The following is a 17,880-nucleotide window of genomic DNA, read 5'->3' on the forward strand; positions in this document are numbered from 1 at the left end:
CCGGCCGCGTACAGCGGGTCGAGGCCGTAGGCCTTCGCGACCTGCTGATCGGTCAGCGCGCCGTTCGGCTCCTGCGCGATCGCGTCGGCGCAGGCGACCGGACCGCCGCCGGAGGCGGCGGTCCGGTCGCCAGGGTGGCGGCCCCGCCGCGGGCGGTCTTGGCGGTCGTGGCGTGGCTCTGCTCGCGCACTAGCTTGTTGAGGCCGATCACGGCCGTCACGTCGGGTGCGATGGACGCGGGAAGCCGCACTGCGGACGTCGTGGCCACCCCGGTGCCGCCGCCCCTGAGGGCGACCTGGCGCAGCCCGGTGTGGAACGCCGCCTCGACCGCCGCGGCGCTGCCGCTGAAGCTGACCAGCAGCCGGTTGGCCGACACGCCGCTCACCGTGAGCCCGTCGCTCTCCAGCACGCGCCGCACCGCGGCCACGGCCGCGGCGCTCGGGCCGAACCGGCTGGCGAACTGGCCGCGGGACAGGTAGTGGTGATAGGCCGCGGAGCGCGGGTTGGACACCGCCGCGATGAAGTTGGTCACGGCCGCGGAATCGGGCAGCTTGAGCGCGACGCCGCCGCTCACCTTGGCCGTCGCCGGGAGCACCGCCAGGGTGCGGGCCCCGGCGGGCAGCACCGGCGCGGCGCCGACCTGCATCAGGCGCGTGGACGACGGAGACGGCGCCGGCGCGGCCATGGCGGCGGCGGGGATCGTCACCGCGAGCGCGCCGGCCAGTGTTACCACCGCCGTTATCAGGCGCCCTGTCCTAGATCGCTGATGCTTTACTTCAGGCATGCTTCGCCCAGCTGACATGCTTCCTCTTCTCGAGACCCGCTCTAGCAATCAGACATCGGCCCGCCAATGCGACGCACCCGTCGGGGGCGCAAGAATTCACGTCGGCAAAGGCGTGAGGCCCTCTGTTCAGAAGGGCCCCGAAAGATCATGTTCCCTGGCGCCGGCCGCGGTCAATGGTGTCGCGCGAAGCCCGGGCAACTGACGCAAGATATCCGGTCCTGGCCGGTCCGATCAGCAGGGAGTCGGCCGCGAGGTCACTCGCCACGGTACGAGCCACTGGATCAGTCGCGCCTAATGGATCGTGCGCCGGGGGCGAGACGTGCACAGCCCGCCGGAAATACCCGTGACCTGGCCACCGCTTTTAGCGCCTCGTGTTCGGCGGCCCCGAGCTGCCCCCAGAAATCGGGTGGGTACATGACGTCATTAATCCGGTGAGCGGCCAATTGATTCACCAGTGTTCAGGCCAGCGCGACCGCTGCCATCGAGAGCGCATCCACAGTACGGTGGCGGCACCGATCAGGACCGCGGCGAGCAATCCGGCGGGGATGTGCGTGAGCCGGCGGGTGTTACCGGTGGCGGTGACGACGCGAGCAAGCGCCGCCAATCGTTCGCATGACAGGTCATCGGTAAGTGTCTGGTCAGTCAGCTGGTGCTGCAGCCACGTAACAGGCCACGATGGAGATAGGCATTCATCCATATAACCAGTCAAATCGGGTGGCCCACGGGCGGCTGAGCTACCTGACGCAAGACCGGTGCGTCATCTGACGCAAAAACAGCTGTCTTGTACTCGGCAAGGGCCGGGAATACGCTGGGCCAAACCCGCGCAGAGGGCATTTAAGGCCAGCAGCCGGGGTGTGAGCAACTGATGATCGGGGAGAGAGCCGGCGTCTACGGCCGGCACATTGAGGGGCTGAGCGACACGGGGCTCGCGTCCGCCTCTAGATATCGTCCTGCCCGGGCCCGGCGCCTGCGCGCCACGGCTCCGGGCTTGGTCCGCTATCGCGTTCCTCTTTCCCAACCGTCCTAGCGGCCCCGTCCGCAGGATAAAGAAAGCGAGGACTTGATGGCGGAACTAACCTTTGGGTGTACCGGGGCACACGTGGTGCGCTACGCCGCAACGCCCACTTTCGCCCTCTCGCTCAACATCACCGAGAGCACCGGGGTGCGGCTGCACGCGATCGCGCTGCGCTGCCAGATCCGCATCGAGCCGCACCGGCGCCGGTACACGGCGGACGAAGCCCGGCGGCTCAACGACTTGTTCGGCGACACGCGCAGCTGGGCGGAAACGGCGAAGCCCCTCCAGCTCGCCACGCTGACGGCCCTGGTGCCCGGGTTCACGTCGCGGACCGAGGTTGAACTCCCGGTACCGTGCAGCTACGACCTCGAAGTCGCGTCGGCTCGCTACCTCCAGGTGATCGAGGATGGCATCATTCCGCTGCTGCTGCTGTTCAGCGGCACGGTCTTCGTTGACCATGGGCACACGTACAGCGTCGAGCTGATCCCGTGGAGCCTCGAGGTGCCGTTCCCGATGCCGGCCCGGGTATGGCATGACGTCATCGAGGAGCATTTCCCCGCCAGCGCCTGGCTGCGTTGCGGCAGGCAGACCCTCGACGCGCTCGCCGAATTCAAGTCCGCCTACGCGCTGCCCACCTGGGACGCCACGCTGTCCGCGCTGCTGGCGGCGGCAAGCATGCCACGCGATCCCAGCGCCTATGCGTACGCGATGGCTGGCGCGCCGGAATGGCGGGATGCCGCGCCGGAACCGCAGGCCGCCCCGACCGAGATCGCCGCGCCGGAACTGCAGGCCGCCCCGACCGAGGTCACCGAACCGGAGCCGGAGGCTGCCGCGACGGAGGTGACCGAACCAGAACCGGACGCCGCCGCGACGCAGGACACCGAACCGGAACCGCAGGCCCTCGCGCCGGAACCGGCGGTCGTGCCCGAACCGGAGGCCGCCGCCCCGGAACCAGAGGTTGGAGCACCGGAACCAGAGGTTGGAGCACCGGAACCAGAGGTTGGAGCACCGGAACTGACTGACGCTGCAGCGGAGGACACCGCAGCGGAGCACGCCACACCGGCACCAGAGGATGCCCCGCCGGCATCAGCGGACACCCCGCCAGAACCGCAGGACACCGCGCCAGCGGAGCCCGGACCCTCGGAGACGGCCCCGGCGGAGCCGGCACCATCGGAGACGGCCCCGGCGGAGGCGGCACCGGAGAAACGCCACACAAGCACCGCACGACGCCGCATCGGAACCGCCGCGCGCCGCACAGCGGGACCGCGCACCGGAGGAGGCCGGGGCGGAGGAACGCCGTGAGCCTTGTGCGGCTACGGGGCGGGCGGGGAGATCTCGTCGGGCGTGCGCGGCGTGCCGGGCGAGGCCGGCTCGTCCGGCTGCCTGTCGACGAAAGTGACGGTGACCCGTTGCTCCTCGCGCCGCTGATTCTGCAGCGCCTGCAGGGCGAGGCTGGCCCGGTCCGCCTCGGTGAGCGGCGGCTGGACGATGGACCTCGGCCACAGCCTGCGGGCAAGCACCACGTTGATCTCCGCGCAGTACACGGTGATCCGCGCGGCAAGGTACAGCCAGGCGACGAGGCCGAGAACGGTGGCGAATATGCCGTAGACGGAGTCGCTGTGCAGGAAATGGTGGACCAGATAGGCACCGAGCACCTGGAGCACGGTCCAGCAGATCCCCGCCGCCACCGCGCCGGGCAGCAGGTCCCGCCACGGCACGCCGCGCGGGGTGAGGATGCGGAAGCCGATGAAGCACATCCCGGCGTTGACCGTTACGTCGGCCGCCTCGGCCAGGATCACCCACCCCAGTGCGTTATGCCCGAACGTGGACAGGCCTGCCAGCAGCGTCGTGGCGGCCACCACCAGGCCGAGCAGGACGAGGAACAGCAGCGACCTGGCGACCCGGGGCAGGAAGCCGGGACGGGCAGGGCCGGGCAGGTTCCACACCTGCTCCATCGTGAACAGCCCCGCCTGCGCCAGTCCGGTCGTGCCCCAGATCAGCGTGGCCAGGCCAATGATGAGCCCGATGAGGCTCGACTTCTTGAGCTGATGCACGTTGCCCGTCAGCTCTTTCCCGATCAGCGGCACCTGATGGGCCACGGCGTCCACCACGCCCTGGCGGAACCCCGGGCTGCCCGCCGCGACCAGGCCGAGAATGGTCACCAGGACCAGGAGCAGCGGGAAGATCGTGACGAAGGCGGTGTAGGTCAGGTTCGCGACGAGCACGCCGCCGTTGTCGTCGCCGAACTTCTTCGTGACGCCGAAGACGAAGGCCGTCGGCCGGAATCGCTGCTGCGTCCTGTCGATGGACCTGATGACACGCTCGGCGGGATTCACGGCGGCCAGCTACCCGTACAGAGAGTGACTATGCGGCCCGTGCCCGTGCGTTGCGCGGCGGTCCGCCGTTCGATCTCATCGGATGAAGAAGAAATTCTGGCCCTGAGGTTTGGGGCCAGCCCTCAACGGGTGACGGCGAGCGGCCGTTTCCGTGCCAACCGGCGGCCCCCCCTCCCGCCCTGCGTGAAGTGAGAGGTGTGTCCATGAACCCCCGTCGCTACCTGCCCAGCCGGCGGCATCAGCCGTCCCACTCAGCAACGGCGGAGCGAGTTCCGCTGCCCCGCCCGAACCCAGACAGCGACGACTCGCTCGATGACTGGCCGCCGTCGCGCGCGGACTGTGAGCAGACACCCGCGGACTGGGCGCCGACGCCGCCACGGCGATCCCACTTCATTCCCCGGCCGCGGGAGAACCCAAGCGGGCAGCAGCCTGGGCCGGGCGATGCCGCCGCACCGGGGCCGCAGCCCCGGTTCATTCCCCTGCAGCAGCTGGCCGGAGACGGACGGGTTTCCGGGCTGGGCGGACACGCCGAGGCGATCGGACCGCTTCCGCCGGCGACGCCTTGGCGGCCGCCGGTCATCGACCGGCCGCAGCAGGCGCAGGTGCAGGCGATCGAGCGCCCTTCGGCGGTGCCGGCCATTGAACGCCCGGGGCAGGAACAGGCCGGCGAGCGCCGGCAGCCGCTGCGCGCCGTCATCGGCGACGAAATCCGGATCCCGATTCTGTGGTGTGAGTTCGGCCGGTGCATCGAGCGGTACACGCACGCCGACGCGCTCGGCGAGCGGGACCTGCGCGTGCGGGCGTACGAGGCCGGCTGGCGCTACGACGCGCTATGGCGGCTCGCTTGTCCCTCCTGCGCGCAGTGCGACGCGTCGTTCTGGGCGAATCGGCTGCCGGTGCTGTTTTGCCGCGACTGAGGACCGGGGCTCCGCCCGGGTCCGGCCCGGGCGGAGCAGATCCTTACGGATGATGAAATCTGGGGGCACGTGAGGTTTCGGGTTGGGATCCTGTGGAAAGGGCCATGCTGCGATTTCCCCTGCCCCCAGCGTGAATGTGAGGTGCTGCCGGTGAACCGGCGCCGCGACCTGCCAGAGGGATGGCGACAGCCACCGGAGACGACCGCGGAGCCGGTTCCGATGCGACGCCCGTTTCTCGGCACTCCGGGCGCGGAACAGCGGCCGCAGCCACGATTCACCCCGCGGCCGTATTTCACCCCGAGGTCACGGCTGAACGGAGACGGGCGAGCCCCGTCACCGCGGCCCAGCCGGATCCCCGCCATCAGGCGCTGGCGGCCCATGCACGCGGTCATCGGCGACGAGATCCGGATTCCGGCGCTGTGGTGCGAGTTCGGCCACTGCATCGAGCGGTACATCCACGCCGAGGCAAGCGGCGAGCGCGACCTGCGCGGCCGGGCACTCGCGGCCGGCTGGCGCTACGACGCAGCCGGGCGGCTCGCGTGCCCCGCGTGCGCCGCGGGCGACCCCGGCTTCCTCGCGAGCCAACCGCCCGGCGACAGGCAGTTTCCGCCCGCGAGGTAGTGCGCGCCCGGCACGGAGCGTGCGGGCGGGGGCGGAGCCGGCAACCGTTCGGATAAGTACTTTGGATTATCCGGAACGGGTTCGGGTTACCCGCCCGGCGACCGCGGCACCCGGACGCGGGCGTGCGCCGACGGCAGTGATCAGCCGTCGGCGGCGCTGATCAGCGCGGCGAGCTGACCGGAGAGCGGCACCGGCGCCGCGCGGCGGTTATCGATGACGGAGTGCGGCGCGGCCGGCCGGTCCTCGAGGCGCATCCTGGCGAGGAACGTCTCGAAGTCGTCAAGCTTGGCGGTGTCGCGCGGCGAGCCGCGGGCGATGAGCCGCTCCCGCAGAGTCTCCGGGTCCGAGCGGACCCAGAGCAGGCGCACCGTGCCGCCGCCCAGCGCACCGGCCCACGACCGCCACTGGTCCGCGTCGTGGATCTGCTGCGTGAACGGTCCCGACAGCAGCACCGGGCAGCCGTGACCGCGGATCTCGCGGGCCGTCGCCGTCATGCCCGCGTATTCGTGCACTTTGATGTGCTCGTCGTACCACGGACCCTCGCGCTCGCCGGGCGGGCGGCGGGCACCCGCGAGCACGGCCGCCACGAACGGCCCGTACATCGTGTCCTTGTCGAGCAGCGCGGGCACCGGGTCAAGGAGTTCGAGCAGCAGGCGGGCCACCGTGCTCTTGCCCGCGCCTGGCGGACCCGCCACCACCCACGCCGGGGCAGGGACTGTCATGCCTCGCAGAATATGCCGGAGCGGGATAGGCGGACGGCTGGCTGTCAGTCGGTGAGGTCGTCGATCATCAGGCCGAGGCCGATGCCGGTCATCCAGACGTCTTTGGCAAACGGGGTGCCCTGCTCGGTGGGGAGCGGCGTTCCCGCCTGGCGCATGCCAGGCGTCTTCGCGTAAAGGCCGAGCAGGCCGCCGGAGAAGGCGGCGAGCCCCGCGCCCGCCACGAACGCGGGGACGACGGGAATCAGCAGCGCGGTGCCGAGCCCGATCTCGGTGTAGGCGAGCAGCCTGGTGAAGTCCCGCGGCTTCATCTTCTTCAGGAACGGGTAGGTGCCGGCGGCGAAGCCGTGCAGCTTCGCGGCGGTCTCCTCATCGGCGGACAGCTTGCCGATGCCGGAATTGAGGATGAACGCGCCGGTGGCGATGCGCGGCGGAAGATGCCTGGCCTTGATCGAGAGTCCCATTGCCTTCGGATACCCCCAGTGTGATTACTAATGCGTAATCATCTGTGACCGTATGTGCCCTGCGGCACCGTGACGCGCGGTTCTCGTAGGGTGAGCGCATGGCATCGGTAACTGACCCCGAGATCAGCGCGTTCCTCACCGCCGGCACCAGAACCGGCAAGCTCGCCTGGACGAGCGCGGACGGCAGGCCGCTCGTGGCGCCGGTCTGGTTCATCGTCGAGGACGACTGCGTCGTCTTCAACACCGGCAAGGACACCGCGAAGGGCCGCGCGCTCGCGCGCGACCCGCGGGTGGCGCTGTGCGTGGATCTGGAGGAGCCGCCATACGGGTTCGTCCAGGTCCAGGGTCGCGCCGAGCTGTCCGAGGAGCCTTCGGAGCTGGTGCGCACGGCGACCGCGATCGGCGGGCGGTACATGGGACACGACCGCGCCAAGGAGTTCGGCAGGCGCAACGGCGTCCCCGGCGAGCTGGTCGTGCGGCTGCGCCCGGACAAGGTCATCGCCGTGTTCAACATGACTGGCTGACCCGCTTTCCTGCTCACTCATGCCTGTTGCTCATGCCTGCCTACTCATACCGGCGGGTGCGGTCCTGCAGGTCGAGGCTGTGCGAGATGGATCGCCTGATCTCGTCGCTGATCTTGCCGCGGTCGTAAAGCTCGGCGAGCTTCACGCGCTCCGCCTCGACGAGCTCGGCGCGGAAGGCATGGGTGTCCGCGGGCGGGCCGCCGTCGCCGGTCTCGTCGTCGATGTCGTCGAGAATCGCGCGCACCCGGTCGAGGCGCATCTCGAACAGCTGCCGGTACAGGCTTGCCGTGTCCTGGTCCACCTCGCCGTTCGCGGCGAGCTGGTCCAGCCGGGCGAGGCCCGCCTCGGTGACCTTCATCCGGGCCGACGCCTCCCGGCGGCGCTGCTTCTCCCCCTCCGCGAGGCCGATCGCGCGGATCAGCGGCGCCAGCGTCAGGCCGTTGCCGATCAGCGTGGCCATCACCACGACCGCGGCGAGGAAGACGAGGGTGGGCTGCTCGGTGAGCCGGTGACCGCGATCCATGGCGGGGATGGTCAGCGCGATCGCCAGCGAGATCGCGCCGCGCATGCCGCTCCAGCCGATGACGATCCGCTGCCGCCACGGGTTGCGCACGTAGGCCGAGTGCCGGCCGGGCAGGAACCTGGACAGCGGCGAGAAGATCAGCTCCCAGCCCATCCTGACCGCGAGGATCACCGCCACCTCGGCGGCGGCCGCCCCTGCCAGCCAGCCGACCGAGTAGGAACCCGATAGGTGATCCACTACCGTGCGCAGTTCGAGGCCGAGGAGCACGAAGAGCGCCGACTCGAGCAGGAAGACAAAAGTCCGCCAGAAGATGGCACCGCTGACCCGTGACGCGGGCTGGAGCATGCCCTCGGTGCGGGTGCCGAGGTAGACGCCGGTGACCACGGTGGCCAGCACACCGGAGACGTGCAGCTGCTCGGCTGGGAAGTAGGCGAGGAACGGCGTCACCACCGAGATCATGATCTGGACCGAGGGATCCCTGGCGTACCGCCTGACCCATCCGATCACCAGGGCGAGGACGAGACCGTAGCCGATGCCGCCCGCGACGACTTCCACCAGCCGGACGACGCCGTGGCCGAAGGTGAACGGGTGTGCCATCGCCTCGACGGCGAGGCCGAACGCGGTCAGCGCCACCGCGTCGTTGATCAGGCTCTCGCCTTCCACGATGGTGACGATGCGCTGCGGCGCGCCGAGACGGCTCAGCACAGACGTGGCGGCCACGGCGTCCGTCGGCGCCACGGCGGCGGCGAACGCGAGCACCGCCGCCGTCGGCAGATCCGGCAAGATCAGCTTGGTCACCCAGGCCACCGCGACGATGGTCAGCGCGGTCGCGCCGATGGCAAGCGCGGTGATCGGCACCGCGTTCTCCCTGGTCTCCCTGGGGGCGGAGAAGAACGCCGCATTGTAGACAAGCGGCGGCAGGAAGACGAGCAGGACGAGGTTGGGTGACAGCTCGATGTTCGGTACCTGCGGGATCAGGCTGGCGAGCACGCCGAGTACGACCAGGACGATGGCATCGGGGACGTCCAGCCTCTTCGCGACAGTCCTGCCCACGATCGTCACGACGGTGATCGCGACGATCAGCGTGAAGAGTTCCTGCTCCCCCACTGGCCTCCCCGGACTGTAGCTACCCCCACCGATCAAACGCCGTCCGTCGCCGTCCGGCATCACCCGGGCAGCATGGACGGCGCTGCCGCGGGTGATGCCTCGCGGCCGTCAGCGTTCTTGCGGGGTCCTGCCTAGCCAGGCGGCGAGCTGCGTGTAGGTTCCCGCATCGGCCGGCACCTCGACGACCGGCCCGAACGGGATGCCATCACGGCCGTCCGCTGGCAGCGAGCGCCTCGCCACCGCCAGGGCGAACGCGCCGAGTTCCTGGTCGAGTTCGGTCTCCTGGCCGGTGGCGACCGCCAGGTCCCAGCCGTGCGCAAGCACCTCCCTGACGTAGCCTGCGAGCGCGACGCGGCCGGGCACCTTGCCCCGCGGCACGGCGAACATCGCGTCGAGCTTGGCGTCGTCCGCCCAGGCCGCGGCCGCTCTCGCGACGGCCGCCCGGTAGGCAGCGGCCCAGCCGGCTTGCTGACTGCCTGCCGGGTCGTCGGCGAGTTCGGCGAACGGCGTCACTTTGAGCGCGTCCGCGCCCTCGCCGACGAGCGCGACCCTGATGACCACCCCGACCATGTGGCTGGCCAGCGTCCGCACGTCCCACTCGTCGCACGGCGTGGGCAGGCCGGCCTGGTCCTGGCGGACGGCCGCGATGATGGATTCCGTCTGGGCGACGGCGCGCCCGAAGATCTCGCGTGGATCGTTCATGCTGTTCATCTCGTTCATGTGGCCCAGCTAACTCGCCAAACTTGACAGAACGCGTCATATTTAAATCATGAGGTCCGGCCGGCTGCTCGAGATGATGCTGCTGCTTCAGGCCCGCGGTCCTGTGACGGCCGCGGAGCTTGCCCGCAGGCTCGAGGTCTCCACCAGGACGGTGTACCGGGACGCGGAGGCGCTCGGCTCGGCCGGGGTGCCCATCTACGCCGAACGGGGGCGCGGCGGCGGGATCAGGCTGCTGCCCGGCTTCCGCACCGACGTGACCGGGCTGACGCAAGACGAGGCGCGTGCCCTGTTCGTGCTGACCACCGGCGGCGCGCACGCCGACCTGGGGCTCGCGGCACCGCTGCGTTCGGCGATCGCGAAGGTGCTGCGTGCGGTGCCCGCGCCCTTCCAGCCCGCGGCGGCGGCGGTCAGCCAGCGGATCCTGGTGGACCCCGTGGGCTGGATGCGCGCGGCGGAGACGGCGGGCTCGCTTGGCGTACTTCAGTCGGCGGTGTTCGCCGACCGGCGGGTGGTGCTGCGGTACCGGTCGAGCGGGCAGTCGCACGCCGCCGAGCGGGTAGTGGACCCGTACGGCCTGGTGTGCAAGTCGGGTGTCTGGTACCTGGTGGCCGACGCATCCGGCGAGCCCAGGCTGTTCCGGGTGTCGCGGGTGGAGTCCGCCGTGGTGGACGAGACCCCGGTGGTCCGGCGGGACGGCGTTGAACTGGCCGGCCTGTGGGAGTTGCTGCGCCGCCAGGTGGATGAACGGCCGGCACCGGTGCGGGTGCTTGTCCGGGTGCGCCGGGCCCGGCTTGACATGTTCGCGCGCATGTTCGCCGCGCACCTGACGGCTACCCCGGCTGACCTGAGCGCCGGCGGGGCTCATGCGGAGGGCACCGCGGACGATGCCGGGCGGGCCGGCGGTGGCGAACGAGCGGACGGTGGCGAACGAGCCAGCAGCGGCGAACGGGCCAGCAGCGGCGAATGGGCGGAAGTGACGCTGCGGTTCGCCGCGGTGCCCGCTGCCCGGCCACTGCTCAGCTTCGGCGATGACGTGGTGGTGCTCTCGCCACCCGAAGTGCGCGACGACTTGCTGGCGGTCGCCGCGGCGGTCACCGCCTGCTATTCAGCCGCACCGGCCATTTCCACTCCTGCGCGCGGTGGCGTGCGCATGAATGTGCCGTTTGGGCCGGCGATAGCCGGCCCAACGGCACATTCATGGCCCTGAGATGGGATCTGAGCGGGCAGGCGTCAGGATTCCGAGCCGCTGCGCTGGCGCGGGACGATTACCGCGTCCGGGCCCGGAAACAGCAGCCTGGTCTGGCCGTCCGGGAACCGCACCAGGTAGGGCGGCTCGCCTCTCACTCCATGGACCTCGATGATTTCGCCGCTCTTGTCGCCATGCCCGACGGTATTGCCGTGAATGCGAATCTCGTCACCGATCGTCGCTTCCATTGACCGCCTCCCTCGGCGCTTCGATTTCCGCTACGGGGCCAGCCTAAGCATGTCCACTGCACGATGGCCACCGGATCAAATGCATTGAGAATCCGTTAAACGTGGATATGGCCGCAGTCGCTCACCCTGGATGGGTGACTCAGGGCTTGCGGGCGACCCCACCGTAGCAGCTCACCTCGGCGGCGAGCGGGAGCGGGCCGTCGTCGTCCGGACGCCACTCCGAGACAAGCACGACACCGGGCGGCACGAGGTCGAGGCCGGTGAACGCCATCCTGGCGAACTCCGCTGAGTCCCTGAGCTGGCCGCGGATGGCAGCCGCCGTGTACGCGCGCCCGGTGGCCGCCCACCCATCGGGATCGTGCTCCGCCGTAGTGTGCGTGGCGGCCAGGTAACTACCTGACGGCAGCGCACCGAGCAGCGCGGCGAGTATTTCTCCCGGGTGGTCGTACCAGCGGATCGTTGTCGGCGTAGACGATGCGCGCCGTCGGGTCGGTGCGCTGCGCGACCTCGTGCACGTTCTCCGTGGTGGGCAGGCCGGCGCCGATGTCGAGGAACTGGCGTATCCCGGCCTCCGCCACCAGAAACCGGACCGCGCGGCCGAGAAACTTCCTGTTCTCCCTGGCCACGGTGCGCGCGGTCGGCATGTTCGCGATCACCTGGTCGGCCACGGCGCGGTCGGCAGCGAAATGGTTCTTGCCGCCAAGACCGTAGTCGTAGATCCGGGCCGGATGCGGCCTCGATGGATCGATCTCCGGCAGCGGGCCATCGGTGGCCGGGAAGAACTCCACGGTCGCGTCGTGGCGCCGGGAACATCACATCACGCCGGGAGGGCGCCGCGGCGGCCATCGGCCGAATCGGACGGCGCCGCGACGCCGTGACGAGCACCCATGCAAACGGCTGGAAATTCCATCTTGACGACTCTTATTGTTAGCGTTCACACTGGCGGAAATCCGTGAATCGGACGGGATTTGTACGCAAGTGACGAAAGGTTGTGATCGCTAACAAGAAGGCAGGCGCGAGCATGCCAGCATGCCCGCGTCACCGCGGGCAGGCCCGCAACCGGGTTATCGAAAGGAAGGGCAGAGTCAACGATGACTGTCAGACCACGACTCAGGCACACGAGAAGGGCGCTGCTCGCCCTTGCCGCTGCCACCACGCTGGCCGTCGCCGGGCTACTGGCCGGCGGCGGCACGCCCTCACGGGCGGCAACGCAGGAGCCCTGCGACATCTACGCCTCAGGCGGCACGCCCTGCGTGGCCGCGCACAGCACCACGCGGGCGCTCTACGCCGCCTACAACGGGTCGCTCTACCAGGTGCGCCGCTCCTCCGACAACAGCACGCTGAACATCGGCGTGGTCAGCGCCGGAGGGGTCGCCAACTCGGCAGCGCAGGACTCGTTCTGTTCCGGCACCACCTGCGTGATCACCGAGATCTACGACCAGTCGGGCCACGGTAACAACCTCACCGACGCGCCTGGCGGCGGCGCGGCGGGCGGGCCCGACGCGCTGGCGAACGCCACCTCAGCCCCGGCCACGGTCGACGGCTCGAAGGTCTATGGCGTCTACATCGCCGCAGGCGACGGCTATCGCGACGACAGCACCTCGGGCATCGCGACCGGCGACGCAGCCGAAGGCGAGTACGCGGTCTTCGACGGCACGCACGTCAACAACGGCTGCTGCTTCGACTACGGCAACGCCGAGACCAACAACAATGACAACGGCGCCGGCCACATGGAAGCCATCTACTTCGGGACGGAAACCGCCTGGGGCCGCGGCTCGGGCAATGGCCCGTGGATCATGGCCGACATGGAGAACGGCCTGTTCTCCGGCCAGGGCGCCGGCCTCAACTCCGCCGACCCGACCACCAACTTCCGGTTCACCACCGCGATGATCGAGGGCGAGTCGAACCAGTGGGCCATCCTCGGCGGCAACGCCCAGTCCGGTTCCCTGGCGACGGACTACAGCGGCGTCCGCCCCTCGGGTTATAACCCCATGCACAAGGAGGGCGCGATCATCCTCGGCATCGGCGGCGACAACAGCAAGGGCTCAGCCGGCACCTTCTACGAAGGCGTCATGACCTCCGGCTACCCGTCGTCGACCACCGAGGCCTCCGTCCAGGCCAACATCGTCGCGGCTGGCTACACCACCTCGTCGGGTGGCTCGTCCGGCGCGACAGGCACGATCGTGTCGGGCCTGAGCAGCTCCAAGTGCGCCGACGACAACAACGGCAGCGGCACCAACGGCACCAAGGTGCAGATCTGGGACTGCGACGGCAACACAAGCGCGCAGAACTGGACCGTCAACAGCAACGGCACCCTCACCATCGCCGGCGGCTGCATGGACATCACGGGCGCCAAGTACACCAACGGCACCCTCATCGAGCTGTGGACCTGCAACGGCGGCGCCAACCAGCAATGGACAGCGTCCAACGGCGAGATCGTGAACCCGCATTCCGGTATGTGCCTCGACGATCCGGCGTCGAACACCACCAACGGGACGCAGCTCATCCTCTACACCTGCAACGGCGGCAGCAACCAGAAGTGGACGCTGCCGTAGCTAGCTGAGCCGTCCCTTCACCGCGCGGGCCTGCCGCCGCGACGCAGGCGGCGGGCCCGCGCGCATTCCCCTCATGGCGACACGGCCGGGCGCGAGCATGCCCGCGCACGGCAAGCGGTCCGGGTTAACCGGCTCTCGGGAGAGGTCTCCCATCCCAGGAAGGAAGGCAGATTCAACGATGACTGTCAGACCACGACTCAGGCACACGAGAAGGGCGTTGCTCGCCCTGGCCGCCGCGACCACGCTAGCCGCCGCAGGGCTCCTGGCCGGCGGCGGTACGCCCTCACGGGCGGCGACGCAGGAGCCCTGCGACATCTACGCCTCCGCCGGCACGCCCTGCGTGGCCGCGCACAGCACCACCCGGGCGCTCTACGCCGCCTACAACGGCGCGCTGTACCAGGTCAAGCGGGCCTCAGACAGCGCCACGACCAACATTTTCCCGCTGGCCACCGGCGGGTACGCGAACGCGGCGACCCAGGACTCGTTCTGCGCCAACACCTACTGCTCGATCACCGAGATCTACGACCAGTCCGGCAACGGCAACAACCTCACAGACGCGCCCGCGGGCGGGGCGGCAAGCGGCCCGGACATCCTGGCGAACGCGGCCGCGGCGCCGACCACGGCGGGCGGTCACAAGGTGTACGGCGTCTTCATCTCCCCCGGCATGGGATACCGCGATGACAGCACCAAGAACATCGCGACAGGAAACGCCTCCGAGGGCGAGTACGCGGTATTCGACGGCTCGCACTACAACAACGGCTGCTGCTTCGACTACGGCAACGCCGAGACCAACAACGACGACGACGGCAACGGCACCATGGAGGCCATCAACTTCGGCAACGAGACCACCTGGGGCTACGGCACCGGCAGCGGCCCGTGGATCATGGCGGACCTGGAGAACGGCCTGTTCTCCGGTGTCAACGCCGGCTACAACAGCAACGACCCGACCACGAACTACCGGTTCACCACCGCGATGATCACCGGCGGCGCGAATGTGTGGGCCATTTACGGCGGCAACGCGCAGTCCGGCTCACTCGCCACCGACTACAGCGGCGCGCGGCCGTCGGGCTACACCACGATGAAGAAGCAGGGCGCCATCATCCTCGGCATCGGCGGCGACAACAGCGACAGCTCGGCGGGCACCTTCTACGAGGGCGTGCTGACCACCGGATACCCGTCGTCGAGCACCGAGGCGGCCGTTCAGTCGAACATCGTCTCCGTCGGCTACGCGAACTACAGCCTGTCAGGCAACCCGTTCACTAGCGGCGCGAAGGTCTCGCTGAAGGCCACCACGCCCTGCTGCACGAGTGACTACCTGACCGCCGACTACCCGAGTGGCGACGAGGTGGGCGCCGATGCGGTGACCTCGAGCAGCTCGACGACGCTGAAGGAGGACGCGACCTGGATCGTCAGGCCCGGCCTGGCCAACAGCAACTGCATCTCGTTCGAGACGAACAACGGGTCCGGCGACTACATCAGGCATTCCGGCTTCCAGCTCCATCTGCAAGCGAACGACGGCAGCACCCTGTTCGCCAACGACGCGACCTTCTGTCCACGGACAGGAAACAGCGGCTCGAACTACTCCTTCATGTCCTACAACTACAGCTATAAGTACGTCAGGCACTACAACTACATCGGCTACGTCGCAAGCGACGGCGGCTCCAACACCTGGGACGCGTCCAGCCTCTGGTACGAGGACACGACCTGGGCAACCGCCACTGCCCTGAGCTAGCGCTCAGGCAATGCCCGTGTCGTTGCCGGGGTCATGACCCCGGCAACGACACGGGCAAGCTAGTGACAAGCACGTCCAGGACGGCGGACTCCGGGTCCTCCCCCTGGGTGCGCGCGACCTTGTGCCAGCCCCAGGCGCGGAAGGCGCTCTGGGCCGCCGCGGCGCCCGGCGGCACCGTCAGCGTGCCGCGCTCCTCGGGCCGGCCGACCATGACGAGGCGGTACAGCTCCGTGGCGATCCCCTGGCGTCGCCAGGCGGCGCGCACGAGAAGCTGCGTCAGCGCGAAAGTCCTGCCCTGATGCTCCGTGGTGAACTCGGCGGGCAGCGGCGTCGTCAGCCCGCGCCACCACGAGGTGGACGGCCGCAGCGGCGTCCCGCAGCCGTAGCCGACGAGGAAGCCGCCGTGCCTGGCCTCGGCGAGCACGAAGCCGGGCTGGCGGCACCAGACGCGGAACTGCCTGTCGAGCTCTTCGCCCGCCCCCGCATCCACCTCGTGCGCGAGGGCGAGCATGTCCTCGGCCTTCCCGACCGCGGCTCTCCCGTCGAGCACCTGATAAGCGACGCCCGCCGTGGACACGGCCACCCCTCTCCGATCGGGTCCTGGCCCTGTCACCCTAAGCGCTGGCTCAGCCCATGCTCTTGGACCCGTCGAGCGACTCCCTGATGATGTCCGCGTGCCCGGCGTGCTGCGCGGTCTCCGTCGCGATATGCAGCAGCGTGCGCCGCACCGTCCAGCGCTCGCCCGGCGGGTTCCACGGCGCGGGCGGCAGCGGGTGACTCGCGTCGAGGTCCGGCATCGTGGCGGTCAGCTCGTCGGTGTGCTTCGCCGTTTCCTCGTAGTCGGCGAGCGCACCGGCCAGCGTCTCGTCGGGCAGCAGGCGGAAGCCGTTCGCCCATTCCGCGTAGTCGGCCTCGGTCATGGCGGCGAAGTCGGGCGCCACTGACGGGCCGCTGACGATGAAGGCCGCCCAGTTGCGCTCCACGGCCGTCACGTGCTTGATCAGGCCGCCAAGCGTCAGCTCGCTCGCCGTGGTGCGCTGCCGAGCCTGCTCCTCGGTCAGGTCGCGGGTCGTGTAGCGGAGGAAGTGCCTGGCCTTGCCCAGCATCGCCAGCAGGTCCGCCCGCTCGCCGGTGAGGGTGGTGGTGCTGCCGTCTGAGGTCATGAGATTGTGCCTTTCTCGTGGATGACTGCCTGACAAGAACCAGGCTAGGATGTATTGCGGTCAGGTTCTGTCCGCAATTAGCAGAAGCATGAAAGTCATGGCGAAGATCAGTCCGAGCACCCGTTCCTTCCGCCTTCTTTCCCTGTTGCAGAACCATCGCTACTGGAGCGGGGCCGATCTCGCGGAGCGGCTCGGGGTTTCCGCCCGCACGCTGCGCAGGGACGTGGACCGGCTGCGCGAGCTCGGCTACCCCGTGCAGGCGCATCCCGGCGTGGACGGCGGCTATCAGCTCGCCGCGGGGGCGGCGCTGCCGCCGCTAGTGGTCGACGACGAGGAAGCCGTCGCGCTCGCCGTCGGGCTGCTGCTCGCCACCCAGGGCGGCCTCGGCGCCGGCCAGGCGGCTGGCGACCGTGCGGCCGACGTCACCGTCGCGGAGGCCTCTGCCCGCGCGCTCGCCAAGGTCGTCCAGGTCATGCCGGCCAGGCTGCGCCGCCGCGCGGAGGCGGTCGCGGCCATGACCGAGCCCGCCACCTGGTCGTCCGCACCGGCCGGCCAGGCGTCGGCGGTAAATCCCGGTGTCCTGGCCAGCACCGCACTCGCCTGCCGTGACGCGGAGCGGATTCGCTTCGACTACACGGCCGCGAGCGGTGAGCGGACGCAGCGGCACGTCGAGCCGCACCGGCTTGTCACGCTCGACCGCCGCTGGTACCTGGTCGGCTACGACCTGTCCAGGCTGGACTGGCGTAACTTCCGGCTGGACCGGGTGGCGGGCGCGGTGGAGGCTACCGGCGCCAGGTTCCGCCCGCGCGCGCTGCCCGCCGCGGACGCGGCGGAATTCGTCCGCAAGAGCATCGCCACGAGCGGTCCCACCCTGTACCAGGTGGAGGCCGTCATCGAGGCGCCCGCCGCCGCGGTGCGCGAGCGCATCGGCCGCTGGGCGGCCGTCGAGGAGGCGGGCAGGGAAAGGTGCCGGATCACGATGACACCCTCCGACCTCGACTGGCCGGTCATCGCGTTCGGCGTGACGGGCGCGGACTTCCACGTGGTGTCGCCGCCCGAGCTCGCCGACCGGGTCCGCGACTGGGGCGACCGCTTCCGCCGCGCGGCCGGTACGTCCGAGCCGTCCGCCTGAGACGCGCAGGTAGCCCGCGAGCGAGCGGGATGCGGGCACGCAGCGTGCTTTCGCACGTGAGCGGGCCGCAACATGGAGGCCGCCCTTCCGCGATTCTCAGCGGGCACTTATCCTTCTCTTAACTACCGCTCATA

19 protein-coding genes are annotated in these 17,880 nt (G+C 69.7%); 8 read left to right on the forward strand and 11 right to left on the reverse strand.

The window, feature by feature from the left end; translation table 11 throughout:
• Positions 1-52: 52 nt before the first annotated feature.
• Positions 53-733 (reverse strand): protease pro-enzyme activation domain-containing protein, encoded by a 681-nt coding sequence (locus EAS64_RS06525; protein ID WP_187365723.1) that lies wholly within the window; start codon positions 731-733, stop codon positions 53-55.
• Between the two features lie 1,114 nt (positions 734-1,847).
• Here EAS64_RS06525 and EAS64_RS43380 point away from each other — a divergent pair.
• Positions 1,848-3,101: a DUF6084 family protein gene (locus EAS64_RS43380; RefSeq protein ID WP_281283197.1), complete on the forward strand. Its 1,254-nt coding sequence runs from the start codon at positions 1,848-1,850 to the stop codon at positions 3,099-3,101.
• An 11-nt stretch (positions 3,102-3,112) separates the two neighbouring features.
• On the opposite strand, the gene EAS64_RS06535 is transcribed toward EAS64_RS43380, so the two are convergent.
• The gene (locus EAS64_RS06535; protein WP_187365725.1) at positions 3,113-4,135 is read right to left on the reverse strand and encodes a YihY/virulence factor BrkB family protein; all 1,023 of its coding nucleotides are present in this window, start codon (positions 4,133-4,135) and stop codon (positions 3,113-3,115) included.
• A 203-nt stretch (positions 4,136-4,338) separates the two neighbouring features.
• Here EAS64_RS06535 and EAS64_RS06540 point away from each other — a divergent pair, with 203 nt between their 5' ends.
• Positions 4,339-5,052 (forward strand): hypothetical protein, encoded by a 714-nt coding sequence (locus EAS64_RS06540; RefSeq protein ID WP_145851734.1) that lies wholly within the window; start codon positions 4,339-4,341, stop codon positions 5,050-5,052.
• A 219-nt stretch (positions 5,053-5,271) separates the two neighbouring features.
• Positions 5,272-5,673 (forward strand): hypothetical protein, encoded by a 402-nt coding sequence (locus EAS64_RS06545; RefSeq protein WP_145851735.1) that lies wholly within the window; start codon positions 5,272-5,274, stop codon positions 5,671-5,673.
• 140 nt (positions 5,674-5,813) lie between these two features.
• On the opposite strand, the gene EAS64_RS06550 is transcribed toward EAS64_RS06545, so the two are convergent.
• On the reverse strand, positions 5,814-6,395 hold the full coding sequence (locus tag EAS64_RS06550) for a P-loop nucleotide/nucleoside kinase family protein (RefSeq protein WP_145851736.1): 582 nt from the start codon (positions 6,393-6,395) through the stop codon (positions 5,814-5,816).
• 44 nt (positions 6,396-6,439) lie between these two features.
• Positions 6,440-6,856, reverse strand: coding sequence for a hypothetical protein (locus EAS64_RS06555; protein WP_145851737.1), 417 nt, complete (start codon positions 6,854-6,856; stop codon positions 6,440-6,442).
• Positions 6,857-6,954: 98 nt separating this feature from the next.
• On the opposite strand from EAS64_RS06555, the gene EAS64_RS06560 reads away from it, so the two are divergent.
• Positions 6,955-7,380: a PPOX class F420-dependent oxidoreductase gene (locus tag EAS64_RS06560; RefSeq protein ID WP_145851738.1), complete on the forward strand. Its 426-nt coding sequence runs from the start codon at positions 6,955-6,957 to the stop codon at positions 7,378-7,380.
• Between the two features lie 40 nt (positions 7,381-7,420).
• Here EAS64_RS06560 and EAS64_RS06565 read toward each other — a convergent pair whose 3' ends face one another.
• Both EAS64_RS06565 and EAS64_RS06570 read right to left on the reverse strand, forming a co-directional pair.
• Positions 7,421-9,010 carry a Na+/H+ antiporter gene (locus tag EAS64_RS06565; RefSeq protein WP_187365726.1) on the reverse strand — a complete coding sequence of 530 codons (1,590 nt, stop codon included), beginning with the start codon at positions 9,008-9,010 and terminating at the stop codon, positions 7,421-7,423.
• A 108-nt stretch (positions 9,011-9,118) separates the two neighbouring features.
• Complete coding sequence (locus tag EAS64_RS06570; protein WP_145852392.1) at positions 9,119-9,712, reverse strand: TIGR03086 family metal-binding protein; 594 nt, start codon at positions 9,710-9,712, stop codon at positions 9,119-9,121.
• 67 nt (positions 9,713-9,779) lie between these two features.
• On the opposite strand from EAS64_RS06570, the gene EAS64_RS06575 reads away from it, so the two are divergent.
• Entirely contained in the window at positions 9,780-10,937 is a 1,158-nt protein-coding gene (locus EAS64_RS06575; RefSeq protein WP_145851740.1) for a helix-turn-helix transcriptional regulator, read from the forward strand.
• A gap of 23 nt (positions 10,938-10,960) precedes the next feature.
• On the opposite strand, the gene EAS64_RS06580 is transcribed toward EAS64_RS06575, so the two are convergent.
• The 3 genes from EAS64_RS06580 to EAS64_RS47100 form a co-directional block, all read right to left on the reverse strand.
• Positions 10,961-11,164 carry a DUF1918 domain-containing protein gene (locus EAS64_RS06580; protein ID WP_145851741.1) on the reverse strand — a complete coding sequence of 68 codons (204 nt, stop codon included), beginning with the start codon at positions 11,162-11,164 and terminating at the stop codon, positions 10,961-10,963.
• A 139-nt stretch (positions 11,165-11,303) separates the two neighbouring features.
• Positions 11,304-11,621, reverse strand: coding sequence for an SAM-dependent methyltransferase (locus EAS64_RS47095; RefSeq protein ID WP_342782028.1), 318 nt, complete (start codon positions 11,619-11,621; stop codon positions 11,304-11,306).
• Entirely contained in the window at positions 11,557-11,952 is a 396-nt protein-coding gene (locus EAS64_RS47100; RefSeq protein WP_342782017.1) for an SAM-dependent methyltransferase, read from the reverse strand. The genes EAS64_RS47095 and EAS64_RS47100 overlap by 65 nt, the downstream gene beginning before the upstream one ends.
• Before the next feature lie 303 nt (positions 11,953-12,255).
• On the opposite strand from EAS64_RS47100, the gene EAS64_RS06590 reads away from it, so the two are divergent.
• Positions 12,256-13,719 carry an arabinofuranosidase catalytic domain-containing protein gene (locus EAS64_RS06590; RefSeq protein WP_145851742.1) on the forward strand — a complete coding sequence of 488 codons (1,464 nt, stop codon included), beginning with the start codon at positions 12,256-12,258 and terminating at the stop codon, positions 13,717-13,719.
• Positions 13,720-13,897: 178 nt separating this feature from the next.
• Positions 13,898-15,451 (forward strand): alpha-L-arabinofuranosidase B, encoded by a 1,554-nt coding sequence (locus EAS64_RS06595; protein ID WP_145851743.1) that lies wholly within the window; start codon positions 13,898-13,900, stop codon positions 15,449-15,451.
• A gap of 31 nt (positions 15,452-15,482) precedes the next feature.
• Here the strand turns inward: EAS64_RS06595 and EAS64_RS06600 are convergent, their stop codons facing one another.
• Positions 15,483-16,028 carry a GNAT family N-acetyltransferase gene (locus EAS64_RS06600; RefSeq protein ID WP_145851744.1) on the reverse strand — a complete coding sequence of 182 codons (546 nt, stop codon included), beginning with the start codon at positions 16,026-16,028 and terminating at the stop codon, positions 15,483-15,485.
• A gap of 49 nt (positions 16,029-16,077) precedes the next feature.
• A complete protein-coding gene (locus tag EAS64_RS06605; protein WP_145851745.1) occupies positions 16,078-16,614 on the reverse strand; it encodes a DinB family protein in 537 nt (178 codons plus the stop codon).
• A gap of 97 nt (positions 16,615-16,711) precedes the next feature.
• Between EAS64_RS06605 and EAS64_RS06610 the strand changes: the two genes are divergently transcribed.
• Positions 16,712-17,746 carry a helix-turn-helix transcriptional regulator gene (locus EAS64_RS06610; RefSeq protein WP_145851746.1) on the forward strand — a complete coding sequence of 345 codons (1,035 nt, stop codon included), beginning with the start codon at positions 16,712-16,714 and terminating at the stop codon, positions 17,744-17,746.
• Positions 17,747-17,880: the final 134 nt, after the last annotated feature.

The organism is Trebonia kvetii, from assembly GCF_007827045.1.
GTDB classification, from domain to species: Bacteria; Actinomycetota; Actinomycetes; order Streptosporangiales; family Streptosporangiaceae; genus Trebonia; species Trebonia kvetii.